At 68.0% G+C, this 23,462-nt stretch carries 23 protein-coding genes and 1 pseudogene; 10 read left to right on the top strand and 14 right to left on the bottom strand.

All coding sequences use genetic code 11. From position 1 onward, the window contains the following. Positions 1 to 47: 47 nt before the first annotated feature. The 3 genes from A3CU_RS0119140 to A3CU_RS0119130 form a co-directional block, all read right to left on the bottom strand. A complete protein-coding gene (locus A3CU_RS0119140) occupies positions 48 to 2,360 on the bottom strand; it encodes a cytochrome P450/oxidoreductase (RefSeq protein WP_027943674.1) in 2,313 nt (770 codons plus the stop codon). Between the two features lie 166 nt (positions 2,361 to 2,526). Beyond that, on the bottom strand, positions 2,527 to 3,204 hold the full coding sequence (locus A3CU_RS0119135; RefSeq protein ID WP_027943673.1) for an IclR family transcriptional regulator: 678 nt from the start codon (positions 3,202 to 3,204) through the stop codon (positions 2,527 to 2,529). A 132-nt stretch (positions 3,205 to 3,336) separates the two neighbouring features. Continuing rightward, complete coding sequence (locus tag A3CU_RS0119130) at positions 3,337 to 4,221, bottom strand: polysaccharide deacetylase family protein (RefSeq protein ID WP_027943672.1); 885 nt, start codon at positions 4,219 to 4,221, stop codon at positions 3,337 to 3,339. 64 nt (positions 4,222 to 4,285) lie between these two features. Here A3CU_RS0119130 and A3CU_RS0119125 point away from each other — a divergent pair, with 64 nt between their 5' ends. The 3 genes from A3CU_RS0119125 to A3CU_RS0119115 all read left to right on the top strand — a co-directional run bounded on the left by A3CU_RS0119125 (position 4,286) and on the right by A3CU_RS0119115 (position 6,400). Then, positions 4,286 to 4,645: a MerR family transcriptional regulator gene (locus A3CU_RS0119125; protein WP_027943671.1), complete on the top strand. Its 360-nt coding sequence runs from the start codon at positions 4,286 to 4,288 to the stop codon at positions 4,643 to 4,645. A 96-nt stretch (positions 4,646 to 4,741) separates the two neighbouring features. Next, complete coding sequence (locus A3CU_RS0119120; RefSeq protein ID WP_043841698.1) at positions 4,742 to 5,005, top strand: HNH endonuclease signature motif containing protein; 264 nt, start codon at positions 4,742 to 4,744, stop codon at positions 5,003 to 5,005. Between the two features lie 99 nt (positions 5,006 to 5,104). Further along, positions 5,105 to 6,400: an MFS transporter gene (locus tag A3CU_RS0119115; RefSeq protein WP_027943669.1), complete on the top strand. Its 1,296-nt coding sequence runs from the start codon at positions 5,105 to 5,107 to the stop codon at positions 6,398 to 6,400. A gap of 61 nt (positions 6,401 to 6,461) precedes the next feature. Here the strand turns inward: A3CU_RS0119115 and A3CU_RS0119110 are convergent, their stop codons facing one another. Next, positions 6,462 to 6,926, bottom strand: coding sequence for a group II truncated hemoglobin (locus A3CU_RS0119110; RefSeq protein ID WP_043841696.1), 465 nt, complete (start codon positions 6,924 to 6,926; stop codon positions 6,462 to 6,464). Further along, positions 6,919 to 7,236: an antibiotic biosynthesis monooxygenase family protein gene (locus A3CU_RS0119105; RefSeq protein ID WP_027943667.1), complete on the bottom strand. Its 318-nt coding sequence runs from the start codon at positions 7,234 to 7,236 to the stop codon at positions 6,919 to 6,921. Before A3CU_RS0119105 ends, A3CU_RS0119110 begins: the two co-directional genes overlap by 8 nt. A 36-nt stretch (positions 7,237 to 7,272) precedes the next feature. On the opposite strand from A3CU_RS0119105, the gene A3CU_RS0119100 reads away from it, so the two are divergent. Continuing rightward, entirely contained in the window at positions 7,273 to 7,854 is a 582-nt protein-coding gene (locus A3CU_RS0119100; RefSeq protein WP_027943666.1) for a TetR/AcrR family transcriptional regulator, read from the top strand. Between the two features lie 575 nt (positions 7,855 to 8,429). Then, positions 8,430 to 9,581: a hypothetical protein gene (locus tag A3CU_RS0119095; RefSeq protein WP_027943665.1), complete on the top strand. Its 1,152-nt coding sequence runs from the start codon at positions 8,430 to 8,432 to the stop codon at positions 9,579 to 9,581. Between the two features lie 80 nt (positions 9,582 to 9,661). Here A3CU_RS0119095 and A3CU_RS0119090 read toward each other — a convergent pair whose 3' ends face one another. Beyond that, positions 9,662 to 10,219 carry a D-alanyl-D-alanine carboxypeptidase family protein gene (locus A3CU_RS0119090; protein ID WP_027943664.1) on the bottom strand — a complete coding sequence of 186 codons (558 nt, stop codon included), beginning with the start codon at positions 10,217 to 10,219 and terminating at the stop codon, positions 9,662 to 9,664. Positions 10,220 to 10,231: 12 nt separating this feature from the next. After that, positions 10,232 to 11,188: a class A beta-lactamase gene (gene bla / locus A3CU_RS0119085; protein WP_052371890.1), complete on the bottom strand. Its 957-nt coding sequence runs from the start codon at positions 11,186 to 11,188 to the stop codon at positions 10,232 to 10,234. A gap of 106 nt (positions 11,189 to 11,294) precedes the next feature. Between bla and A3CU_RS0119080 the strand changes: the two genes are divergently transcribed. Together A3CU_RS0119080 and A3CU_RS0119075 are read left to right on the top strand one after the other, a co-directional pair. Further along, positions 11,295 to 12,179 (top strand): LysR family transcriptional regulator, encoded by an 885-nt coding sequence (locus A3CU_RS0119080; RefSeq protein WP_027943662.1) that lies wholly within the window; start codon positions 11,295 to 11,297, stop codon positions 12,177 to 12,179. Beyond that, on the top strand, positions 12,176 to 13,084 hold the full coding sequence (locus A3CU_RS0119075; RefSeq protein WP_027943661.1) for a serine hydrolase: 909 nt from the start codon (positions 12,176 to 12,178) through the stop codon (positions 13,082 to 13,084). Before A3CU_RS0119080 ends, A3CU_RS0119075 begins: the two co-directional genes overlap by 4 nt. 42 nt (positions 13,085 to 13,126) lie before the next feature. On the opposite strand, the gene A3CU_RS0119070 is transcribed toward A3CU_RS0119075, so the two are convergent. The 5 genes from A3CU_RS0119070 to A3CU_RS0119050 form a co-directional block, all read right to left on the bottom strand. Continuing rightward, on the bottom strand, positions 13,127 to 14,716 hold the full coding sequence (locus A3CU_RS0119070) for a dipeptide ABC transporter ATP-binding protein (protein WP_027943660.1): 1,590 nt from the start codon (positions 14,714 to 14,716) through the stop codon (positions 13,127 to 13,129). 110 nt (positions 14,717 to 14,826) lie between these two features. Next, positions 14,827 to 15,696: an ABC transporter permease gene (locus tag A3CU_RS0119065; RefSeq protein ID WP_027943659.1), complete on the bottom strand. Its 870-nt coding sequence runs from the start codon at positions 15,694 to 15,696 to the stop codon at positions 14,827 to 14,829. Beyond that, on the bottom strand, positions 15,693 to 16,649 hold the full coding sequence (locus A3CU_RS0119060; RefSeq protein ID WP_027943658.1) for an ABC transporter permease: 957 nt from the start codon (positions 16,647 to 16,649) through the stop codon (positions 15,693 to 15,695). Before A3CU_RS0119060 ends, A3CU_RS0119065 begins: the two co-directional genes overlap by 4 nt. A 6-nt stretch (positions 16,650 to 16,655) precedes the next feature. Further along, positions 16,656 to 18,287 (bottom strand): ABC transporter substrate-binding protein, encoded by a 1,632-nt coding sequence (locus A3CU_RS0119055; RefSeq protein WP_027943657.1) that lies wholly within the window; start codon positions 18,285 to 18,287, stop codon positions 16,656 to 16,658. Between the two features lie 256 nt (positions 18,288 to 18,543). After that, positions 18,544 to 19,839: an MFS transporter gene (locus tag A3CU_RS0119050; RefSeq protein WP_027943656.1), complete on the bottom strand. Its 1,296-nt coding sequence runs from the start codon at positions 19,837 to 19,839 to the stop codon at positions 18,544 to 18,546. 82 nt (positions 19,840 to 19,921) lie between these two features. On the opposite strand from A3CU_RS0119050, the gene A3CU_RS0119045 reads away from it, so the two are divergent. After that, positions 19,922 to 20,653, top strand: a complete 732-nt coding sequence (locus A3CU_RS0119045; RefSeq protein ID WP_052371868.1) for a class I SAM-dependent methyltransferase — start codon at positions 19,922 to 19,924, stop codon at positions 20,651 to 20,653. Positions 20,654 to 20,666: 13 nt separating this feature from the next. On the opposite strand, the gene A3CU_RS0119040 is transcribed toward A3CU_RS0119045, so the two are convergent. After that, positions 20,667 to 21,038 carry a MerR family transcriptional regulator gene (locus tag A3CU_RS0119040; protein ID WP_027943654.1) on the bottom strand — a complete coding sequence of 124 codons (372 nt, stop codon included), beginning with the start codon at positions 21,036 to 21,038 and terminating at the stop codon, positions 20,667 to 20,669. An 88-nt stretch (positions 21,039 to 21,126) separates the two neighbouring features. On the opposite strand from A3CU_RS0119040, the gene A3CU_RS0119035 reads away from it, so the two are divergent. Next, a complete protein-coding gene (locus A3CU_RS0119035) occupies positions 21,127 to 22,302 on the top strand; it encodes an MFS transporter (protein WP_052371867.1) in 1,176 nt (391 codons plus the stop codon). Positions 22,303 to 22,311: 9 nt separating this feature from the next. Further along, on the top strand, positions 22,312 to 22,704 hold the full coding sequence (locus A3CU_RS55690) for a HEAT repeat domain-containing protein (protein ID WP_169739655.1): 393 nt from the start codon (positions 22,312 to 22,314) through the stop codon (positions 22,702 to 22,704). Positions 22,705 to 22,799: 95 nt separating this feature from the next. On the opposite strand, the pseudogene A3CU_RS0119030 reads toward A3CU_RS55690, so the two are convergent. Beyond that, a pseudogene (locus A3CU_RS0119030) lies at positions 22,800 to 22,958 on the bottom strand (transposase); the annotation flags it as partial. Positions 22,959 to 23,462 lie beyond the last annotated feature (504 nt).

Raw genomic sequence — 23,462 nt, 5'->3', positions numbered from 1 at the left:
TCAGGTCCTTTCAGGAGATTTTGATGAGGTTTTCGGGGGAAGTTCGGCTACAGGCCGAGGGTCAACCGGCCACAGAGCGCACGAGAGCAGCAGGTCATCATGCGGCTTTGCGCGGCGCGCTCGGACTTGGTGAGGACGTGGTCCCGGTGGTCGATCTCACCGGTCAGCACGGGGGCCTCGCACGATCCGCACAGGCCCTCTTCACAGTCACTGGAGATGTCGATGCCGGCCGCCCGCAACACCCCGAGCACGGTCTGGTCCGCGGGGACCTGCAGGGTCAGGCCGGAATCGGCGAGCTCCACCTCGAAGGCGTGCTCCTTCGCCGGGTCGAGTCCGTTCCCGGTGGTGACGAAGTGCTCCACGCGCAGGCTGTCCTCCGGCCAGCCCTGGCCGGCGCTGTCCAAAGCGGACAGCAGGCGCTCCGGCCCGCACGCGTAGATCTGAGTTCCGTCGGCCGGGACGGCGAGCAGGCGGTCGACATCGAGCCGCCGCCCCTCCCCCGCGGCGTGCACGGTGAGCCGGTCGCCGTGGTCGCGGATCAGCCGGTCCAGCAAGGCCATCGAGTCGCGGTCCCGCCCGCAGTAGTGGATCTCGTAGTCCTTGCCCGCCGCCTTGACGTGGTCGGCCATGGCGATGATCGGGGTGATTCCGATGCCGCCGGCGACGAACAGGTATTTCCCGGCCGACGAATCGAGCCGGAAGTGGTTGCGCGGTCCCCGCATGGTGAGCACCTGGCCCGGCGCGAGTTCCTCGTGCACGTAACGGGAACCGCCCCGGCTCTCGGGTTCCCGCAGCACCGCGATCTCGTACACGGATTTTTCGGCCGGGTCCCCGCACAGCGAGTACTGCCGCGAAAGCTCGCCCAGTTCCAGGTCGATGTGCGCGCCGGGCGACCACCGCGGCAGTGGCCGGCCTGCCGGGTCCGCCAGCCGCACCCGCACGACACCGGTGGCCGCACGGGTGACCGACTCGACCACCACGGTCCGGGTGATCGACCGCTTGGACGGCTCACCGATCCGCACCGGGCGGGTGGTCCGCAGCAACTCCGGGTTCGCCCGCTCCGGGTTGGCGGCCGGATCCCATTGCACCCACAGGTGTTCCGGCCCGCGGAAGGAGGTGTTGGGCAGGTAGGTGATCTTCTGGTCCGCCACCAGTTCCAGGTGCGGCAGCCGCTTGGTCAGCTCCTCCAGGAAGATCTGCAGTTCCATGCGGGCCAGGTTCTTGCCCATGCACTGGTGGCTGCCGTAGCCGAAGGTCACGTGGTCGCCGGCGTTCTCACGGCGGATGTCGAGTTCGTCGGGCTGGTCGAAATGCCGCTCGTCGTGGTTGGCCGAGGAATTGACGATCAGCAGCTTCGCGCCCTTGGGGATCGGCACCCCGCCGATCTCGGTGTCCGCGGTGACCAGGCGCCGCCACGCGGCCACGGACCCGTTGTGCCGCAGGCATTCCTCGACCGCGTTGGAAATCAGCCCGGGGTCGGCGCAGATCTCCTCCCAGACCGAGCGGTTTTCCAGCAGCACCTTCATCGCGTTGGCGGCGGCGTTGGCCGTGGTCTCGTGCGCGGCCACGATCCCGGCCATCATGATCGAGTGCAGGTAGGAATCGGTGATCACGTCCGGCATCTCCCGCTGCAGGCGGATGCTGTAGGGCATCCATCCCGGGCCCGACGGATCGCGGCGGATCTTCTCCACCACCGTCCCGGCGAACTGCCAGAACTTGCCGACCGCTTCGGCAACCTCGACCTGCTCTTCGCGTGAGGGACGGCCCCACGTGTTCACCGTGTGCGCGATCGAGTACTTGCGCAGCGTGGCCATGTCTTCCTCGGGCACGCCGAGGAAGTGCAGCGCCACGGTGAGCGTGACCTCCCAGAACATCTCGTCCACCAGATCCGCCTTGCCGGCGTCGATGAACGCGTCAACGTACTCGCGCGTCAGGCGCCGCACCATCGGTTCATGGTGTGCCAGCTGGGTCGGGGTGAAGGGGTCCAGCAACGCACGGCGCCGCGGCATGTGGGCCGGTTCGTCCTCGTTGACCAGCGTGCGGTCCATCCCGTAGTCGTAGCGAGCCAGCATCTCGGTCGCCTCGGGGCACACCGGCGTGATCTTCTCCAGCGCGATCGACGGGGAGAAGAGGATGTTGTCCCGGAACACCGCTTTGACGTCGTCGTAGCGCGTCACCACCCAGTAGCCCAGGCGCGGACTGTAGAAGACCGGCTCCTCGTCCCGCGACCAGCGCAGCGACGCCGGCGGGTCCGACTGGTAAGCCTCCCCGAACGGATCGAACGCCTCCGCACGCGCGGACACGGGACAGGCAGCCGTCGCCGGGCCGGAATGGTCGATCGGGCACGACTCCGCGCTCATGCGGCACCCCTCCACGCTTACTACCTGCGGATTTACTGATATCGCACAGATTGTACCTCTGAGCGAACAGAGCAGAGATTAAGTGGCCGCCCAACCAACGTCAAGGCTTCCGCCGCGCCTCTTTGCCGGGCACGAGGTGGGACGCGGCGAAGAGGCGCTCGCCGGATCAGGCGCGGAGGAGGTTTTCCAGCTGCCGCGCCGTGCGCATGATCGCGACGGCGGCCAGCTCGGTGTCGAGCCCGTCGATGGCCACGACACCGACGCTGCGCTCGATGGCGGGAGACAGCCCCGGGGGCAGCTTCAGCGCGGTGGACACCCCGACCGCGCCCCGCTCCAGCTCGCCACGGGTGAGGCTGTACCCGTCGCGGCGCGCTTGCCGGACGGCTTCGGACTCTCCGGGCTGTTCGGGGCGCCCGGCGAGGATCGCGATGCCGGCCGCGCCCACGTCGAGCGGATGCCGGCTGCCGACCCGGTAGCTGACCGTGAGCACCACGTCATCCGGCTCGCTCACCATGACCACGACCGCCTCCTGCCCCTCGGCCGCGGACACGAACGCCGTCGCATGCGTCTCGTTGGCCAGCCGATGCAGGATCGGGCGCGCATCACGGGTGAACTGGGGCTCGAACCGGGACGCCAGGACCGCGACCCCGGCCGCCAGCCGGATCCGGCCATCGTCCATGCGCGACACCAGCAGGTGCGCTTCGAGGGTGGACACGATGCGGTAGCAGATCGCGCGGTGGATCTGGAGCTCGCCGGCCAGGTCTGCGATCGAGATCCCGCCCGGCGACTGCGAGATGACGTCCAGCGCGCGCAGGCCCCGGTCCAGCGTCTGCAGCGTGCTCATCCGACGCTCACCAGCCCAACCGCCGGGGTCACGGTACCGCCGAACGTCGTCATCGCTCTCCCTTTCACCGGGGCCATCCTATGGACACACCGGCCCGCCATCCCGCCCAGGTTTCTGCCTTTCCGACTCAGGTCACGCTTGCTGGTGCGCTTCAAGCGTGCGGTGGTAGTGCTCGGCGATGTCGTCACTGGTGGTCAACCAGATGTCGGGTTGTGCGGCGAGGTAAGCCAATGCCTGGTCCAGGTACTTGTGGCGAAACGGTTGGCCGGTCACGAAGGGATGCAGGGCCAACGCCATGACCCTCCCGCCGTCCTCGGAGTCGGCTCGCAGTTGTTCGTACTGATCTTGCACGATTTGAACGAATTCCGGGCCCGTGAAACCCTTGCCGAACAGCATCAGGTCGTTGAGTTCAACCGTGTACGGGACGCTGATCATGCCAGGAACCTTCAGTGCGTAGGGCTGGTCATCATTAGTCCAGTCCAATATGTAATCGAGTCCGAGTTCGGCGAGTAGCGCCGGGGTGTTGAACGTCTCGGTCAACCCCGGTCCCATCCAGCCTCGGGGCCGCCGGCCGGTGGCGTCGGCGATGGTGTCGATGATGTCGGTCAGCACGCGGCGTTCTTCGTCGCGCGGCATGTCGGTGTGCAGGATCGAGTTGGTTCGCCCGTGCGCCAGCCAAGCCCAGTTTCGCTTGCGGCCGGCTTCGATGATCTGCGGATAGTGCCGGGTAACGTCGGAGTTCAGCAACACGCTTGCCCGGATACCGTGGCGGTCAAGGCTTGCCATCGTGCGCCAGATGCCGACCCGGGGCCCGTAATCGCGCCAACCGTAGTTGAGCGCATCGGGGACCAGGTCCGCCGTGCCGGGCCAGATGCTGGTGGACGGACGGTCGATCAGGAAGTGCTCGACGTTGAGCCCGACGTAGGCGGCGACCTTGGCGCCGCCGGGCCAGTGCAGCGGCGGCCGGTCGACGATCGGGCTGTAGTCGAAGAGTTCGTTTTCGGTCGTGTTCGTCATGCCAGCAGGGTAAGAGCTAACATCAGTGTCAGGTTCAAGTTCGGAGCAGGGATGCGGAGGCCACATGCGCATTGGTGAACTTGCCCGGCGCACCGGGGTGAGCGAGCGATCGCTGCGCTACTACGAGCAGCAGAGCCTGCTCGCGCCCGACCGCACGCCTGGCGGACAGCGTGACTACCCCGAGCGGGCTGTCGACCGGGTCATTCGAATCCAGGAACTGTTCGCCGCGGGACTGCATAGCAAGAAGATCGCGCAGTTGCTTCCGTGCATGCGGGATACGGACGGCGGCCCGTCCGAAATCGCCGACGCTCAACTGGTCACCGACCTTGCCGCCGAACGCGACCGCATCGACCAGATGATCAGGGATCTGGCCAACTCCCGGGCCGTGCTCGACGACGTGATCGACGCCGCATCGCGGCGCTGAGAGTCGCTGTCGGCCAAGCCGTTCGACGCCTCCTACCGACCACCAGCAGCGTTGGCCCGCCTTGCCTATGCCCGCGACCGCGGATGCCGCTCCCCCGTGTGCCATCGACCCGCGCAGGTCTGCGAGTTGGACCACGTCGAAGAATGGGAAGCCGACGGCGGCGAAACCTCGTACGACAACTTGGCTCCGTTCTGCGCCCGGGACCATCACATCAAGGACCTGCCCGGCTGGTCGTACACAATGGACAAGGACACCGGGAAGATCACCATCACCACACCGACCGACGACCAGTACACCAGCAAATCCGAGCCACTCCACGAGCCTCGCGACAACCCACTCCCCGACGAACCGCCGTTCTAGAACGCGCGTGGCACCAACACAGACTTGTCACGAGGGTTCCAAATCGGCGATTCGTGTGGCAATGTCGCACACCAGCGAAGGACGGCGCGGAGGTAGCCCATGACCGAGTCGAAGGTGGCGCCAAGTTCGGACGTCCGGCATCGTCTGCCGGTCCGCAAGCTGTTCGCGGCCAGTGTCGGCAACGCGCTGGAGTGGTTCGACTGGACCGTCTACGCGACGTTCAGCATCTACTTCGCGACGGCGTTCTTCCCCTCCGGCAACGACACCCTGGCGATGATCAACACCTTCGCGACCTACGCGCTGGCGTTCTTCTTCCGGCCACTGGGCGGGCTGCTGCTGGGCCGCTTCGCGGACGTGCGGGGCCGCAAGCCGGCGATGATCCTGACCATCACGCTGATGGCCGGGGGCTCGGTGATGCTCGGCATCCTGCCGACCTTCCACCAGGTGGGCTGGCTCGCGCCGATCCTGCTGCTGATCGCCCGGGTCGCGCAGGGCCTGTCGCTGGGCGGCGAGGTGTCGAACGCGTCGGCGTACCTCGGTGAGATCGCGCCGCCGCGGTGGCGTGGCCGGTACTCGTCGTTCTTCTACATCTCGACCGGCTCCGCGGTGCTCCTCGCCTCGGTGCTGGGATTCGTGCTTGCCCGCACCATGGACAAGGCGGCGATGAACTCCTACGGGTGGCGGATTCCGTTCCTGATCGGCGGGGTGCTCGGCATCATCGGGCTCTGGTTGCGGCGCAGCCTCTCCGAGACCGAACAGTTCGAGCAGAACAAGTCGGCGGCCCGGCGCGTGCGCCGGCCCCTGCTGGCGACCCTGCGGCACCACCCGAAGGCGGTCGCTCAACTCGTCGGGTTCACGATGCTGTCGACGCTGTGCTACTACACGTTCTTCAGCGCGTTGACCCCGTTCGCGGTGAAGACCCGGCACGCCAGCGATGTGGACGTGTTCCTCGCGCTGTCGGTCGGCACAGCGTTGTTCGTCGCACTGCAGTACCCATTCGGTGCACTGTCGGACCGGATCGGCCGCAAACCGCAGCTTCTGGTCTGGGCGGCGGCGATGACGATCCTGACCGTGCCACTGTCCATGTTGGTCCGGCCGGGCCTCGGCGGATTGATCGTCGCCTTCTGCGTGGGGCTTGGGCTCTACGCGGCGATGTCGTCGCTGGCTCCCGCGATCATGAGTGAGCTGTTCCCGACTTCGCTGCGGGGACTGGGTATCGGCGCCTGGTACAACCTGACCGTGGCCATCTTCGGTGGTACGGCACCGCTGGTGATCAGCGCGCTGTCGGCCGCCGGGGCGTCGTCGCTGTTCTTCTGGTACGTCTCGATCGCGGCGGCGATCGCCTTCTTCGTGATACTCACCCTCCCCGAGACTCGCAACAGCGAACTCCGATAAGGCGCTATCCACTGAGGACGGTCGAATCGGCGCCCCGCTTTCGTGGCGCGCCGATTCGTGTTCACGGCTGGTACGGCGGGGTCTGGTTCCAGGTCCAGCGCGGCATTTCGGCCGCGTCGATGGGTGGCGGGTTGTCGCCGGAGTAGACCAGCGCCATCCGGGTGCCCCACTCGATGTAGTAGCTGAACACCGCGCGGAACTCCGGGTCGTCGGGCAGGCCGACCTCGTCCGCGCTGTCCATCAGCAGTTCCACCCAGCGACGGCGCTGCTGCTCGGTGATGCGCCGGCCCAGGTGCATGCGGGCCATGTGCGGATGCCCGCCGCGGGTCTCGCTGTAGCCGGCCGGTCCGCCGAACACCTCGGCCAGCCACATGGCCACATGCCGGGGGTGGTCGTCGGCCATCCCGGCGAACAGCGGAACCAGGATCGGGTCCGCGAGGACGTGGCCGTAGAAGACCTCGGTGAGCTTGTTCAGCGCGGCCGAGCCACCGGCCCAGTCGTAGATGGTGGGGGTGCCGTCAGCCATTTGCACTCCGTTCCGGTGCTGCTTGGCAGACGTCGTAGTGCTTCATCTCCTGGATCTCGTCGAAGAAGGGGCGCACCGCGGCGAAGAACTCGGCGAACCCGGGGCTGGTGCGGAAACCCTGCTCGTGGCCGGTGACCGAATCCCACTCGATGCGCACCACCCAGTTCTGCGGCTCCTCGATGCCCCTGGCGATCTCGTAGCTGAGACAGTGCGGGTCGGTGTCCAGCACCTGGGAGGCGGTCTGGTATGCCTGCTCGAACTCGGCGGCCCGTTCGATGGGGACGGTGTAGCGGATGTACTCAACAACCATGCTTCAATACAATACAGAGTTGTATTGGAGGTGGCCATGACAAGATCCGGCCGGGCCAGGGACACCGGCATCGACCGGCGGATACTGGCCGCCGCGCGGCGGCACCTGTCCGCCTACGGGTACGAGCGGATGTCGCTGGCCGCCGTCGCGGAGGAGGCGGGCACCACCCGCCAGGCGCTGTACCGGCGGTGGCCGGGCAAGGCCGAACTGGCCGCGGCCGTGGTCGGCACGTTGGCGGAGGACACCCCGGCCCGGACAGTCGACGACCCGTTCGCGGCGCTGGTGGCCGAACTGACCGACTTCGCGCGGGCGGTGTCCAGGCCGGGCCGGATGTCGCTGGTCGGCACGATGCTCCAGGAGACCACCGATCCGGACGTGCTGGCCGGGTACCGGGCCCGGGTCATCGCCCCCCGCCGGCGCCGGCTACGGGAGATCTTCCGTGCCGCGCAACGGATTGGGCTGATCGACCCGGACGCCGATCTGGAGGTCGGCGTGGCGCTGTGCACCGGCAGTTGGTACGCCCGGGCGCTGGCCACGGACCGGCCGCCGAAGAACTGGCCGGAACGCGCCGCGAAACTGGCCTGGCGGGCCTTGGGCGGTACGAACCAGTCGGCCTGACGACCACTTCACGTTCGGTGAGAGCGGGCAGGCTCGACTAACCCGCGCTACATCGGGCAGGCCGAACTCCATGGCCGGCTCGCCGGGTTCGAACTGGAGACCGAACCCGCGGACCACACCGGCATCTAATTCACCGCCGGGTCAGGATCCCGCGTCTCCGTGTACCGCCCGCAACCGGAATTCGGTGATCCAGCTACCCCTGACCAGGTCAGCAGATGCAGTCGGACGATCAGCTGCCAGACCACTATGCTCAGTGGATCAAACCGCCCGAATGCCCCCACGCGGGAAGCCCTCACCTCGAGCGAGTATCGACCGACTATGATCACGATCCTGCATAGAGAGTGTGCATGAGTGAGGAGTTCATGCCGGATTTCGACAGTAACGAGTCACTCATACCACTTCGAGCTTGACACGTCTCGACCAATATCATGGTTGGGGCTGGAGAGGCCGCTGATCGCCGCTACACTGCGCGCGTCAGCCGACGACTCCCGCAGTCGGTGATGTCACGGCGCTGCGGGTCGCTGGCGGTCACCCCGAAGGATTCGCCCGAGCACTCGAACAGCAGGGATAACTAAATGGAAACCGAGAGCGACCAGCGGGCTGCTTCCGCGGACGTCCTCAGCAGCGCGGCCCATGCCGCCCGCCTGGCCATGTTGAACACTGTGGACGAGAGGATCCGCTACGCCTGTGAGGCCCTGGTCCATCCGTCGACATCGGACGTGCTGGCCTTTCTGATGACGTACGGCGTGGTAACCAACCCCAAACGCGAGCGTGCCTACGTGTCCACCCAGGTCGACAAATGGCGCGAGGAGCGCGGACTGGGCGACACCGGGGAGCTGCCGCGCATGTCGGCGGAGATGCTCACCGAACTGGACGGCCTCCGTACCACCGATGAGGCGGACGTGGCCACGGACACCAAACCCGAGCCGGCGAAGGTACAGCCGGCCGCCGAACAGACTTCGCAGATCAACGAGGCTCCCGCCGCCCCGGTAGCCCCGGCCACCCCGGCCAACCGGAAGACGCCGGAGGGCTCGCGCGGCTTCTACCTCGTGGCGTTCATGTCGCTGCTGGTGTCCGTGGACACCTCGTGGCGGTTCTTCGGGGACCGGCTCGGGATCACGAACATCTACGAGCGGGCCACCATGTTCGCCGTGGTGGAGGTCGCCCTGATCGCCTGCGGGTTCGCCATGCGCGCCGGAATCCGGAGCCACAGTGGAAAACCCGGCCCGGCCCGCCTGATCCTGTGGGCGCTGTGCGCCGCCTCCGGGTACATGGCCTTCGACCTGGCCGGCCCGGTGTCCGGCCTCGCGCGGGTCACGCTGGGTCCGGTGCTCGGGGTGATCATGCTGCACCTGGCGCTCGGGATCGAAATCCGGCACACGCGCCACCGGGTCACCACGTGGTCCAGGGTCAGCCGTGAGCTGAAAGAGCGGTTCCTGTCCCGGCTCGGCCTGGGTGATGACGAGCGGGATGCCCTGGCCCGTACCCGCGACCGGGCGGCTCGCCGTGCCGCCCACCTGGCTCGCGCGTCCTGGGTCACCCCGTTCCGCAAGGCCCGCCTCGGCCGTGCCCTGCGTGCCGCGAACGCGGCTCACGATGAGCGGATGCGAGCCCGGTTGATGGCGGAGCTGGCGGCTGTCCAGCACGCCGACGAACTGAGGCGCCTGGACCTGGCCTCCCCTTGGGCAGGCTCGCTGTCCAGCACTCTCAAATACCTGAAGCGTTAGAGACTGGCACACACTCAGCCTTTCCCCCGGCTGCATGCCGCCCACGATCTCGTAGACGGCATGCAGCCTTTTCGTGTGCGTTACCGGCAGGCGCTGACGCTGATGTCCGCGCCCGGATGTGGCAGGCGGGGCGGCGGGCCCTCGGGCCGGTATTCGAAATGCCACCATTCGTTCTCGTAGACGCGGTAAAGGTGGTGCTGCCCGCCGTGAATCTCCAGCCAGCGCGCTCCTTCGGTGGGCCGCACGTCGAGTGCGGTTCCCGCGACGTGCCGGGATTCGGCGGGCGGTAGCGTCCGCGACCGGGCCGTCGCGGGAGAGCCACTGCGGCGGACCTCCGCGGCGAACAGTCGTTCCTGCTCCCCGGCGTCGCGATATCCCGAAGTCAGCCCGATCGGTATTCCGTACCACCACAGCGCCCGCGTGCGAGCCGCCGTGAACGCGGCCCGCGTCGCCGGTGTCAGCCCGGTGAGGTCCTCGGCGGGAAAGCGGGCCGCGAGCGCCCACTGGCATGCGACGTGCCGGGCCCGGTGCGGCACGGCCATCCGGGCGATCGGCAGCAGCAGGACGGCGAGCACGCGGGTGACCAGGCGGTATCCGCGGTCACGAAGACGCGGACGGTCGCGATGGGACCGGGGCATGGCGTTCCCCGGCTACTGGAAGACGCCGAGCGCCGCGGCGGCGGCCTGGGCGATCAGCTTGTCGTCGTGGTCGGAGTCCTTCGCCTTCCGGTCGGACAGGATCACGAGCACGATCGGCGCGCGCTGCGGCGGCCACACGACCGCGATGTCGTTGCGCGTCCCGTATTTCGCGGTGCCCGTCTTGTCGGCGACCTGCCAGCCCGCCGGCGTGCCCGCCCGGATCACCGAGTCGCCGGTGACGTTGGCGCGCATCATGTCGGTCAGAATGGTCCGTTTTTCCTCGGGCAGGGCCTCGCCGAGGGTGAACGCGCGCAGGCTCGCCGCAAGCGCACGCGGCGTGCTGGTGTCCCGGATCTCACCGGGCGCGAGGTCGTTGAGCGCGGGTTCGATCCGGTCGGCGTGGGTGGTGGTGTCGCCGGCCTCGCGCAACGCGGCGGCCATCCCGGCCGGGCCACCGATTTCGCGGAACAACAGGTTGTCCGCGGTGTTGTCGCTATAGCGCAAGGCGGCGTCCATGGCCGCGCGCAGGGTGATGCTCGCCGTCGGGGCGGTGCCGAGGTTCCGCTGCGTGATCGGCGAGTTGGGCACGAGGTCGTTCGCGCCGTAGGTCACCGTCCGCTCCAAGCCTTCGATCGGGGTCCGCTGTAGAACGGCACCGGCGGTGAACACCTTGTGCGTGGAGGCATAGCCGAAGCGGTCGTCGGCGTGGTAGGCGAGGTTGCGGCCCGTCGCGGTGTCCACCGCGTAGACGCCGAGCCGGGCGTCGAAGGTGCGTTCCAGTTCTTCGAAGGCCGCCGTCTGCGGTACCGGATCGGCCTGCTGGACCGAAGCGGGCTCCTGGGCCGGTGGGGCGGCCGGGGCCGGGTCGGTGCCGGAGCAGGCCGCGAGCGGCGCGAGGATCAGCGCGGCGAGAGACAGTCGCGCGCTGCGCCAGGCAGACGGACGGGAAGGGGGTACGGACTCCTTCAAGATCTCAGTCCTTTCGTCATCGGATATCCGCAGTTTCACCGGCCCGGCTCATGCTGTCCAAGACAGAAATGAGTACTTCGATGTCGAAACCGCATATAGTGAGGTGGTGGACCTCGTCGGCAGCTGCAGGGCGTTCGTGAGTGTGAGCGAGACCGGGAGTTTCACCGCTGGCGCCGCGGTCGCGGGCATCCCCCAGCCCGTGGCCAGCCGGCGCATCGCCGCGCTCGAGCGTCGCCTCGGCGAGCGCCTGTTCGACCGCTCCACCCGGCGGGCGCGGCTCACCCCATTCGGCCGGGAGATGCTGCCTTCGGCCAAACGCCTCGTGCATCTGGCCGACGCGATGGAGCACGACGCGAAGCGGGCCAAGCTCCGGCCGCTGCTGGTTGCCGTGCCGGAGACCTGCTCGACCCGGGATCTTGCCGAACTCGGAGCCCAGGCCCGCGAGTTCGAGGTCTTCCTGGAGTTCCGTCCGGCGCCGCCGGGCGAACGCGCCGAACTGGTACGCACCCATGAGGTACGGGCCGCGATCACGGCGGTTCCGGCCGAGGATGCGGTGTGGACCGTCCCGCTCGGACTGGCCGGCATCGGGAAGCCACGGGCGCACACCATCCATCTGGAAACGCTGCGGGCCGGGCGGTCCGGCTCGCCGCGGCGCCGGGTCTGGATCCAGCCCGAGGACGATGTGCCCCATGTCCGGGACCGGGTGCTGCGGGTGCGCGACGCCGTGGGCCTGCAGCCCGCGCAGGTGGCCGTCGCCGACTCGCTGACCTCGGCGGCCGCGAGCGTCATCGGTTCGGCGGATCTGCTGCTGTGCTCGGCGGCGCAGGCTCACGAGCTCGGGCTACAGTGGCGCCCGATCGGGGAAATCCGGCTCGCGCGTGGCTTCGACGTCATGGCCGGGCTGGGCGAGGACGCCGGCCACCTGCGCACCCGGTTGTGGGCGGAGGTCGGGCGCTGCCTCGGAGCGAACGGGAACGAGGGAGACAGGTGAGCGCGGAGGCGCTGATTCGGGATCTGCGGGCCGAACTGGACGACGGCGGGCTGCGGGGTTCGTTCCTGGTGCGCGAGCTGCGTTCCGGGACCGAGCTGGGGATCGACCCGGACCTGCAGTTCCCGATCGCCTCACTGGTCAAGATCCCGCTCGCCATGGCCACGCTGGAGCGGATCCGCCGCGGCGAACTCGATGGTGCGACCCCGCTGGAGGTCGAGCCCGGCAAGATCACCACGCCCGGGCCGACCGGGCTGACCCGGTTCCGGCATCCCGCCCGCATCGCCATCGACGACCTGCTGTACCTGTCCATCGCGATCAGCGACGGAACCGCGGCCGACGCGCTGTTCGAGCTGACCCCGCCCGGCGAGGTCGCGCGGATGCTCGGCGAGTGGGAATTACCGGGAATCTTCGTACGTCACCTGAGCGGCGATCTCAACGACACGCCCGCCGACCGCTTCGACACCGCCGACGTCGACCTGGCCCACTCCCTGGCCATCGGCGCCGTGACGGCCGGGCAGGGCCACCGGATCGCCCAGCTCGACGTCACCCGGGCGAACTCCGGTTCGGCACGGTCGTTCGCCGATCTGGTGCAGGCGCTGTGGACACCGTCCAAAGTCGACTCCGAGGTCGCCGGACGCGTTCGCGAGCTGATGAGCCTCAACCTGCTGCGCCACCGCCTGACCCCGGACTTCAGCTCCGACGCGTCGAAGTGGTCGTCCAAGACCGGGACATTGCTCAACCTGCGGCACGAAGTCGGTGTCGTCGAGCACGCCGACGGGCAGATGTTCGCGGTCGCGGTGCTCACCGAATCCCGGGTGCCGGCCGCTATCCAGCCCGAGGCCGAAGTGCTGATGGCCCGCGTCGCCCGGACCCTGCGCGATCACCTGCGCGGCACCGTGGCCTGATACCGCGTGCTGACTCCTCTCGACCTGTGACAGCCGTAGCGGTCAGGAGAAGACGCCGGCCCCCGGAATGGCGTCCAGGAGCTGGCGCGTGTACGGGTCGGCGGGCGAGGTGAGGACCTCGTCGACCGGACCGTGCTCGACCACGCGGCCCTCGCGCATCACCAGCACCTGATGCGCGAGCGAGCGGACCACGGCCAGGTCGTGCGAGATGAACAGGTAGCTCAGGCCGAGTTCCTCCTGCAGCGACGACAGTAGCTTCAGGATCTGGTCCTGCACCAGCACATCCAGCGCCGACACCGCCTCGTCACACACGACAAGCCGCGGGCCGAGGGAGAGCGCGCGGGCGATCGCGACGCGCTGCCGCTGGCCGCCGGAGAGTTCGTTGGGATAGCGCTGCGCCAGCGAGGCGGGCAGCGCGACCTGGTCCAGCACTTCGATCACCCGTGTCCGGCGGGACGCCGAGTCGCCGATGCGGAAGGTCCGCAGCGGCTCGCTCACCAGCCGCTCCACCGTCCACATCGGATCGAGCGACGCGTACGGGTCCTGGAACACCGGCTGCATCGCCCGGCGAGCCGCCCGCAGCTGGGCGCCGCGCAGGCCCACCACCTCGGCGCCGTCGAGCCGGATCGTGCCCGAGGTCGCGGGCACGATCCCCAGCACCATGCGCGCGATCGTGGTCTTACCCGAGCCTGACTCGCCGACGATCGCCGTGGTGCGGCCGCGGCCGATCGTGAACGACACGTCGTCGACCGCGTGTAGCACGCCGCCGCGGCCACGGATCCGGTAATCCTTGCAGACGTGGGAAACCTCCAGCACCGGCTCGTCCACAGTGGCCGGAAGGACTCGCCCCGGTGCCGACATCGCCGGTGCGGCGGCGACCAGCCGTCGCGTGTAGTCCTCCTGCGGATCCGTCAGCACCCGCCGCGCCGACCCGGACTCCACCACCCGGCCCTCGGACATCACCACCACCCGGTCCGTCCGGTCGGCCGCGAGCCCGAGATCGTGCGTCACCAGCAACAGTGCCGTGCCCAGTTCCTGGGTCAGCTTGTCCAGGTGGTCGAGGATCTGCCGCTGTACGGTCACGTCGAGCGCCGAGGTCGGCTCGTCGGCGATCAGCAGGTCCGGCCGGCACGCCAGGGCGATCGCGATCAGCACGCGCTGCCGCATCCCGCCCGAAAACTCGTGCGGGTACTGCCGCGCGCGGCGCTCCGGCTCCGGCAGACCTGCCTGGCCGAGCAGCTCGATCGCCCGCTTCGGCGCCTCCCGGCGCGAACACATTCCGTGCACCACAAGGGTTTCCGCGACCTGGCGGCCGACCCGCGACACCGGGTTGAGGTTCGACATCGGGTCCTGCGGCACAAGCCCGATCTTCCGACCGCGCAACCGCCGCAACCGCTTCTCCGTGGCGCCGGTGATGTCCTCACCGCACCACCGGATCGCGCCGCCGGTCACCCGCCCCGATCCGGGCAGCAGACCCATGATCGCGTGCGCGGTGGTCGACTTCCCGGAACCGGACTCGCCGACGATCGCGACCCGCTCGCCGGGCAGCATGGTCAGGTTCGCGCCGCGCACGGCCGGGACATCGCCGAAGAACACTTCGAGATCGCTGATCTCCAGCAGGCTTTCGGTCACCGGGAGCTCCTTTAAATTAGGTGGTGTTTCAAAGCGGCGGAGCCGCTTGCGGTGGGCCGTCAGCTTGCACCGCCACCCTCACCGCCACGCAAGCCAGTTCAAAACAGTCTCTAGCGGCTGGTCTTCGGGTCGAGCGCGTCACGCAACGCGTCGCCGAAGAGGTTGAAACCGAGGCAGATCAGGGCCAGTGCCACACCGGGGAAGACACCCGGCCACGGCGTGCGGAACAGGTACTGCTGGGCGTCGGAGAGCATGATGCCCAGACTCGGCGAGGGCGGCTGGATGCCGAGGCCGAGAAACGACAGGATCGCCTCGCCGAGCACCGCGGTCGGCATGATCACCGTGGCCTGCACGATCACCGAGGACAGCGCGTTCGGCAGGATGTGCTGGCCGAGGATCCGCCACGGCCCGGCGTGCATCGTGTGCGCGGCGAGGATGAAGTCGTTCTCCTTGAGCCGCAACGTCTCCGCGCGCACGACGCGGGTCATGATCGGCACCTGCGCGATCCCCAGCGCGATCGCCGCGTTCGTGAGGCCGCCGCCGTTGATCGCGGCAAGTCCCACCGCGAGCACCAGGAACGGGAACGCCAGCAGCACGTCGGTCAGCCGCGACACCAGCGCGTCCAGCCACCGCCAGTACCCGGCCAGCAGGCCGAGCGGCACGCCGACCACCACCGCGAACAACACCGACAGCGCACCGACTTCGAGCGAGGCCCGCGTGCCGAACAGCACGCGGGAGAGGATGTCGCGGCCCAGATCGTCGGTGCCCAGCGCGAATCCGACCGTCCCGGGCTGCTGGAACGGGGTCGAGAAGTGCACCTCGGCCGGCGCGTAGGGCGCGAGCAGCGGGGCGAACACGCCGGCCACGATCACGATCAGCAGCAGCACGCCGCCGAGGACGCCCATCGGGTTGCGCCACAGCTTGCGCAGCGAGCGCCCGCGTACCCGGACGATCGGTGCAGTTTCGACGACAGCGGTCATCGCGCCCTCCCGGATACTCGCACTCGCGGATCGATCACCGTGTACAGCACGTCGACCAGCAGGTTGATGACGATGTAGGACGTCGTGATCACCAGCACGACCGCCTGGATCACCGGGTAGTCACGGGTGAACACCGAGTCCAGCGTCAGCTTGCCGATGCCGGGCAGGCTGAAGATGCGTTCGGTCACCACCGCGCCCGCGATGAGCCCGCCGAGTTGCAGCCCGACGATCGTGGTCACCACGATCAGGCTGTTTCGCAGCCCGTACCGGAAGATCACCGCGCCCCGGCCAAGGCCCTTTGCCCGTGCGGTGCGCACGAAGTCGGCGGTCAGCGTGTCGACCATCGAGGCGCGCGTCTGCCGCTGCACCACCGCCGCGTGCGCCAGGCCGAGGATCAGCGCGGGCAGCGTCAGGTAGTAGATGCCACGCATCGGCTGCTCGAACGGCGACACATAGCCCGACGCCGGGAACCAGCGCAGCTGCACGGAGAGGTACAGCACCGCGAGGATGCCGAGCCAGAAGGTGGGCACCGAAAGCGCGAACAGCGAGAAGCCGTTGGCCGTCCATTCGGGCCAGCGCCCGCGGAACACCGCCGCGACGACCCCCGCGATCAACCCGGCGAGCACCGCGACGAGCATCGCGTACACCGCCAGCTGCACGGTCACCGGCAGCGTCGTGCCGATCATCTCGCGCACCGGGGTGCCGGTGCGGATCGACCTGCCGAAGTCACCGGTGATCGCGTGCCCGACGAACTTGAAGTACTGCACGGGAAGCGGCTGGTCGAGGCCGAGCTGGGCGCGTACCGCGGCGATCGTCGCCGGATCGGCCTCCTCACCGGCCATCGCCGTGGCCGGGTCGCCGGGCAGCGCGCGGATCCCGATGAAGACCACAATGGACGCCAGCATCAGGGTGATGGCGGACTGCCACAGGCGGTGGAACAGATAACGCAGCATGGGGTGTCAGCCCTTCTGGTCCGTGACGAACGCCGCCTTGCCGAGCCGCACGACGCCGTCCGAGTACACCTCGATGCCGGTGACGCGGGTGGAGTGCGCGGTCAGGTTCCGTTGCCGGTAGGTGTAGATGATCGGGTTCTGCTGCTGGATCACCTGCGTCGCCTGGCCATACAGATCGGCGCGCTGGGCCGGGTCGGTGACGCGTGCGGCGCGCGCCAGCAGGTCGTCCAAACTGGACGAGCTGAATCCGCCGTAGTTGCCGCCCGCACCGGTGCTGAGGAACCGCGTTATGTTGCCGTCCGGGTCGATGCGGCCCGACCAGCCGAGGAACAACGTCTCGAACGTGCCGCGCTTCTGCACGTCCAGCAGGGTCGAGTACTCGACCGGCACGATCTTGAGGTCGAACCCGCCCTCGGCGACGCTGGCCTGCAGCGCCTGCGCGTACCTCAGCGCGTCCTGTGTGTTGGTCACCGACATCGTGACGGCGTAAGGGATCGGCACTCCGGCTTCGGCGAGCAGCTGCCGAGATTTCTGCGGATCGAAGGCAGGGCAGGCATTGCTGGCCGGCGACGCGTACGGGGTCTGCGGCGCGACCGGCGAGCAGGCCGGTTCGAACCAGTTGTTGAACACCGTGTCGACCAGGGTCTGCCGGTCGACGCTCAACGACAAGGCCTGCCGGACCCGTGGATCCTTCGCGATCGGCGTGTCGATCTGTTTGGTGGGTTTGCCGACACCGTCGACGTTCCCGGTGTTGATCGTGAAGCCCTGATAACCCAGTGAACCGGATTGCAGCACCTTGAGCTGGGGGTCCTTGGCGAGCGCGTCGACGTCCTGCGGTGAGATCGTGTCGGCGACCTGGATGTCGCCGGAGCGCAGGTTCGCCGCCCGGATGTTGGCATCGGCCATGATCCGGTATGTGATCGTGTCGAGGTGCACGTCCTTGGCGTCGTAGTACAACGGATCGCGGGTCACCACGATCGAGGTCTGCGGCACGCGTTTGACGAACTTGAACGGCCCCACGCACACCGGGTTGTCGCCGAAGTTGTCACCCTCCCGCTGCAACGCGACCGGCGACATGATCATCCCGGCGCGGTCGGCGAGCGCCGCGGTGATCGGCGCGAACGGCCGCTTGTACTGGATCACCACGTGGCTCGCGTCGGGTGCCTCGATGCTTTTGACCGGGCCCATTTCGCTGGTGCGCTGGGAGGTCTTCAACGTGAAGTGCCGCTGCAAGCTCGTCTGGACCGCTTGCGCGTCGAACGGGGTACCGTCGGCGAACACGATCCCGGTGCGCACCGGTATCGTCACGCTGAGCCCGTCGGCGGATGTCGACGGCAGCGCCGTTGCAAGCTGCGGCACCACTTCGCCGGCCGAATTGAGGTCGTAAAGCTTCTCGCAGATCGTGGTCATCACGTAGCGGGTGTAGAGCGAACTCGACGTGGTGGGGTCGAGCCGGTCGGGCTCCGCCGACAGGCCCATCACGAGGTCGCCGCCTTGCTGGACCGGGCGGGTGCCCACCGGCGTGCCGAAATCGTCGGTGTGTACCACGTTCCTGGCGACGTGCTGAACGGGGACGCAGGCGGCGAGCGTGGCCGCGGCCAGGCCGAGCACCGCCATTCGGGAAAACCGGGAGGCCATGCCGCACGACTCTACGTCTGTTTTTCCCGGACACCATTTCCCACAGTTAAATCCGTGTCAATATCGTTATTTGTACAAATGGCATGGGAAATAGCGATCCGGGGAATGCCGCACCGCTATTTCCCAGAGATCGTGAAGTTATCGCCCGGGCTCGCCGGGTATCAGTGGAGTATCGCTCGCTGCCGCGCAGTACGTCCAAGACATCCAGGACACCGGTCAGATAGCTCCTTGCTATGGAACGGCGCACAGGGCGACGTCAAAGCCGGCGCTCGTCGAGGTCGCGGCTGGGCCCGTCGTCAACTGGCCCGCGACCGAGTTCGCGGACGCCGGTGACGGCGAAGGGGGCCGCCGTGGTGATCAGCAATGCGCTGATGCTGGCCCAAATCGTGGCCGCGATCCCGGCGATGGCTGCAAGCGGGGCCGTGATGGCCAGGCCGACGGGTTCAAGGCCGAGTTGTCCGACGTAGTCGAGGGAGACGACCCGTGCGAGGACGACATTAGGGATATGCCGCTGTAGGGCGCTTGCCCAGAGCACCGCGAACACCGAGCCACCCGCACCGTAGAGAATCATCAGTGCGCTCAGCACCGGCACCGGGAAGCCGGCTACCAGGCCGATCAGCACCGGCAGGCCGCCAAGCATCGCCAGCAGGGCGACCGTGCCGGGCTCCCTGGGGTGCCACCTGCCGGCGAGCAGGGCGCCCAGCACCGCGCCCACCGCCTGCAGCGAGAGCAGCCAGCCGTAGCTGGACAGTTCGCCGCGCGTGCGCAGCACCAGTGGTGCCAATACCGTCAGCGGGGCGTGCACGAGCAGCACTTGAACCGCTCCCTGAATGATCACCGCGGCCGCCCAGGGATGTTTGCGCAGGGTCCGGACTCCTTCCCACGCTTCGGCCGGCAGCGATCGGCCGTGCGGCGCGACAGCTGGGCGCTGTCCTCGTTCTCGGAGAGTGAGCAGGGAAATCACGGAGATCAGGAAGGTGACGGCGTCGACGCCGAACGCGGCTCCCGGGCCGAAACCGGCAACCAGGAATGCGCCCAGCGGCGGGCCGAGGATCAACGCGATCCGGTTCGTGACGCCAGTTAAGCCGTTGGCCGCCTGCAGTTCGTTGTTCGGCACCAGCGACGGCAGCATTGCGCGCTCGGCCGGTTCGAACATCGCGCCGCCCACGCCGAGCACGAACGCGATTGCCATCAGCGGGACGAGCCCAACGTGCAGACCGACGATTGCCAGCAGCAGAGTGGACGCCAGGCGGACCACGTCTGATACGGCCATCAGGGAAACGCGATCGACACGATCGCCGAGCAGCCCGCCGACGAGCACGAACAGGATCAGCCCAGCACTCTGCGCGCCGAGCACCCACCCCAGGTGCGTGGCGGGCCGGCCCGAACCGAGCAGCAGCAAGGTCAAAGCGACCGGTGTGATCCCGTTGCCCAGCGCGCTGAACGCCTGCCCGACCCACAACCGCCGAAACCGCTTGTGCCGCAACGCAAGGAGAATGTTTGGTACCCACATATCGTCCGCGATCTTCTCACCATCACGCAGGGTGGCCACGGCGCCCGAGAGTTGTCGTGAACCGGCGCGGACAGAACGTGACAGTGTGGCCGAAGGGGCGCGATGGGAGGAGGATCGGGTGATGGTCGATGAGTCTGTGCCTGCGGTGTTCGAACGGGTGCTGCCGTTGTTGGCGCCCCCACCCGAGCATCCGGAGTTCCGTGCCGGATACCTGGACCTGCTCGGTGCGCAGGGTGAGAAGTCCTCCGGCCCGATCCAGTCACTCTGGGAGTCGGGCATGGGTTCGGCCGCCTACGACCACCTCCAGTCGTTCGCCCGGCGCGTGCTCCCGTGGTTCCAGCTGCCTGCCAGTGCACGTCCGCCAACCGGTGGGCGGGTGCTGGACGTCGGCTGTGGGCCCGGCAACGTGACCGCCCAACTGGGTCGCGCTGTCGGCCCTTCGGGTCTCGCGATCGGCATCGACGTCTCTCCGCCCATGCTGGCGCGAGCAGCCCGGGCCGAAACGTCCGGCAGCGTCGGGTTCATCCGGGCCGACGCGCGCCGGCTGCCGTTCGCCGATGCCACGTTCGACCTGGTCACCAGCATCGCGGCGCTGCAGTTGATCCCCGAGCCGCACCGAGTGCTGGCCGGGATGACCCGGGTCCTCGCACCCGGCGGCCGGCTGGCGGTCATGGTGCCCACGCCGCGCGGCAGCCTGCTGAACCAGGCGACGAAGCTGATCGGCGACCGGTCCGGCCTCTCCTTTTTCGACGCCACCGAAGTCGCCGAGTCGCTGCAGGCCGCCGGGGCCGCAACCGTGCACACCCACCGCACCGGCCCGACGCTGTGGATCACCGCGCGCCGGGCCGCGTAGTTTCCACAGTGGACTATTCGCGGCGCAGCCGTGGCCTGGCCTGCGCCAGGTAATCGTCGATAGCGTCCCGGTTCGCGGTCAGCGCTTCGATCCGCCACTGGATTTTCGCCCGTTCCTGCTCCAGGTTGGCGAGCATCTCCGGGGCGACGATGCGCATGTGGATCGCGCCGGGCTTGTCCAGGCAGGGCAGGATGTCGCGGATGATCCGGGTCGGGATCCCGGCGTCGAGCAGGCCACGGATCTTCTGCACCCGGTCCACCGAGCCTTCGGTGTACGCGCGGTGCCCGAGGTCGTCCCGGGCCGGCCGGATGAGTCCCTGCTCTTCGTAGTACCGCAACAACCGGACGGACACCCCGGTCCGCTCCGCCAGCTCCCCGATCCGCATAAGCCCATTGTCCACACCCCGCTCGGTGTTCCACATCACGCACAGATCGCTTGCCCTCTCACTTATGTGAGGGCTTCAGGGTTGGGCCATGCGTTTGAAAGACGGAACCGACGAGGCGGGTTCGAGCGCACAACTGCCGATCGGGGCCTTGGCGGCCTTTGCGACCGTGGTGTTCATCGGCTGCCTTACCGAAACGCTGCCCGCTGGAGTGCTGCTGGGAATGAGCAGCGATCTACGGGTTTCGGAGTCGCAGGCGGGTCAACTCGTGTCGGTGTACGCGATCAGCACCGCCGTGACGTCGATACCACTGACGGCATTGACCAGGCAGCTGCCGCGCCGCACCCTGCTGCTCGGCTTGATCCTCGGGTTCGCCGTGGTCAACGGCGCCACCGCGATCTCACCGTGGTACCCGTTGACGCTGGTGGCGCGGGTGCTGGCCGGCGCGGTCTCCGGGGTGATGTGGTCGATGATCGCCGGTTACGCGATGAGGATCGTCCCGGCGGAGCGCGCGGGACGCGCGCTGGCGATCGCGATGGTGGGCACACCGATCGGCTTCGCCATCGGAGTGCCGGCCGGGACCATGCTCGGGGACTTGATCGGGTGGCGCTACGCCTTCGGCGCAATGGCCGTCATCACCGCGACGCTGGTCGGCTGGGTGCTCTGGAAGGTCCCGCCATTGCCGGGTCAACCGGCGGAGCACCGCGCGAATATCCGGGCTGTCCTTGCTACGCGAGGATTCCCGGCCGTGCTGGTTACCACGTTCACGCTGGTCCTCGGGCACAACACTCTCTACACCTACATCGGTCCGGTGCTCGCGGCCGGCGGGCAGGCCGAGTTGCTCGGCGCGGCCCTGCTGGTCTTCGGGGTCGCCTCGGTGCTCGGCATCTGGATCGTCGGCGCGACGATCGACCGCCGGCTGCGCCCGCTGGTGCTCACCTCGACGCTGGCGATCGCCATCGCGGCAGCGCTGATCGGCGCGGTGCCAGGGGTACTCTTCATCGCGATCGCGGTGTGGGGCCTGGCTTTCGGCGGAGCGCCGACGATGTTCCCAGCCGCGGCGGCGCGGGTGGCGGGCCTCGACGCAGACGTGGCTCAGTCGCTGACCATCACAGTCTGGAACATCGCCATCGCTGCGGGCGCGTACCTTGGCGGGGCCGCGCTCGACCTGGCTGGGGACGCAGCCCCGCTCCCGTGGCTCGCAGCGGCCCTCGCCATCGCGGCCCTCGTGATCGCCTCTGCCACTCGACGCGGGTTCCGGAACTGACCCGGTCTGGTGCGCTTTACGGTGGCTCTTCAGCGGCAGCGTGACGTGCTGGGCTGGCCTGTGCGGCAGCAAGCGGCGACAGGGCTCGGTGACGCTGGAGAGGTTGCCGGTCTTGAGCCGTTGACGAAGGCATTGAAGGATTCCCACCCCACTGTGCGCAGGCTCGGCGTGGAGGCTGTTCGCCGGCTCGGCAACGCAGGACTACGCAATGCTGTGCTTTCGCATCCTATCCGGGACGTGCTCGTAGAACTTCTACACGATCCTCTCCGAGACACGCGGATCGCGTCAGCGCGGACGCTCGGTTCTCTGGGCGAGGTCGAGGTTTTGCGAGAATTTACTCCGAGGTCGTCCCGCGATCGGCGTGAATGGGAGCGAATTCTGCAAGGTGCGATTCCACGCTAAAACGCATTTGGCCAGGTGACCTCACGATCTGACTTCCGCTCTGCGCCGCACAGTCAATCCGCCTGTGACAAGGAGTCGCTGCACTCAAGCCTGATGATCCCAGCCGCGGCGCAGCGATCGCGGTCGCTGGTCCAGGATTTCGGCAGATACAGGGCCCGGTCGATAAACGCGTGCCCCCTTGTCGGGGCATACGTCAGATACACCGTGACCTGCGAGTTCTCGATCCAGCCCGCGGTTCCAGCGTATTGGCGTTGCTCACGAGCACCGATCACGAAGTCCGGCTTACTAGGGCAGCTCCACTTGGTGTGTTGGGTTCAGAATGGTGGCTTCTGGGTGTCGTCGGGTTGTTGATCATCCTTTGTGGATTCGTCAGATTTTCTGACGTCGGGTTTGAGGATGGGTTCGGGTTGGGTGGTGTGGCAGCGTCCGGTCGGAGTGGTCACCTTCAGTTCGCCTGTCGCTCCATCGAAGCGGAAGTCCCATCCGGCGACGTCGTTGGAGTCGGCACGGGGCGCGGTTCCCGGTTTTCGCCGGGTCGTTTCCCCGTGCCGCTCCGCCGAACCGGACGTGCCAGTTTCCCGGCATCCGGCTCTCCACGAGTCGGTCAGGCGATGGTGTTTCGGAGTGCGTGGGTCCACGGGTTGGCGATCTTGCTCCCGCGCCAGGTGTGGCGTTCGATTTTCATCGATATGGGATCGAAGAGTGTCACTCCGTTCGGTGCTGAACACCACTTGTTGTTTCTGCGGTAGCGTTGCTTG

It is taken from the genome of Amycolatopsis taiwanensis DSM 45107 (assembly GCF_000519205.1).
Lineage (GTDB): Bacteria > Actinomycetota > Actinomycetes > Mycobacteriales > Pseudonocardiaceae > Amycolatopsis_E > Amycolatopsis_E taiwanensis.
The sequence above is the reverse complement of the archived record's forward strand: the minus strand, read 5'-3'. Positions and strand labels throughout refer to the sequence as shown.

Coding starts and splice junctions, on each gene's coding strand:
- A3CU_RS0119095 (WP_027943665.1), top strand. CDS start 8,430: ATGGAAACCGAGAGCGACCAGCGGGCTGCTTCCGCGGACGTCCTCAGC.
- A3CU_RS0119090 (WP_027943664.1), bottom strand. CDS start 10,219: ATGCCCCGGTCCCATCGCGACCGTCCGCGTCTTCGTGACCGCGGATAC.
- A3CU_RS0119125 (WP_027943671.1), top strand. CDS start 4,286: ATGCGCATTGGTGAACTTGCCCGGCGCACCGGGGTGAGCGAGCGATCG.
- A3CU_RS0119035 (WP_052371867.1), top strand. CDS start 21,127: ATGCGTTTGAAAGACGGAACCGACGAGGCGGGTTCGAGCGCACAACTG.
- A3CU_RS0119115 (WP_027943669.1), top strand. CDS start 5,105: ATGACCGAGTCGAAGGTGGCGCCAAGTTCGGACGTCCGGCATCGTCTG.
- A3CU_RS0119135 (WP_027943673.1), bottom strand. CDS start 3,204: ATGAGCACGCTGCAGACGCTGGACCGGGGCCTGCGCGCGCTGGACGTC.
- A3CU_RS0119110 (WP_043841696.1), bottom strand. CDS start 6,926: ATGGCTGACGGCACCCCCACCATCTACGACTGGGCCGGTGGCTCGGCC.
- A3CU_RS0119100 (WP_027943666.1), top strand. CDS start 7,273: ATGACAAGATCCGGCCGGGCCAGGGACACCGGCATCGACCGGCGGATA.
- A3CU_RS0119040 (WP_027943654.1), bottom strand. CDS start 21,038: ATGCGGATCGGGGAGCTGGCGGAGCGGACCGGGGTGTCCGTCCGGTTG.
- A3CU_RS0119055 (WP_027943657.1), bottom strand. CDS start 18,287: ATGGCCTCCCGGTTTTCCCGAATGGCGGTGCTCGGCCTGGCCGCGGCC.
- A3CU_RS0119060 (WP_027943658.1), bottom strand. CDS start 16,649: ATGCTGCGTTATCTGTTCCACCGCCTGTGGCAGTCCGCCATCACCCTG.
- A3CU_RS0119140 (WP_027943674.1), bottom strand. CDS start 2,360: ATGAGCGCGGAGTCGTGCCCGATCGACCATTCCGGCCCGGCGACGGCT.
- A3CU_RS0119045 (WP_052371868.1), top strand. CDS start 19,922: ATGGTCGATGAGTCTGTGCCTGCGGTGTTCGAACGGGTGCTGCCGTTG.
- A3CU_RS0119105 (WP_027943667.1), bottom strand. CDS start 7,236: ATGGTTGTTGAGTACATCCGCTACACCGTCCCCATCGAACGGGCCGCC.
- A3CU_RS0119065 (WP_027943659.1), bottom strand. CDS start 15,696: ATGACCGCTGTCGTCGAAACTGCACCGATCGTCCGGGTACGCGGGCGC.
- A3CU_RS0119130 (WP_027943672.1), bottom strand. CDS start 4,221: ATGACGAACACGACCGAAAACGAACTCTTCGACTACAGCCCGATCGTC.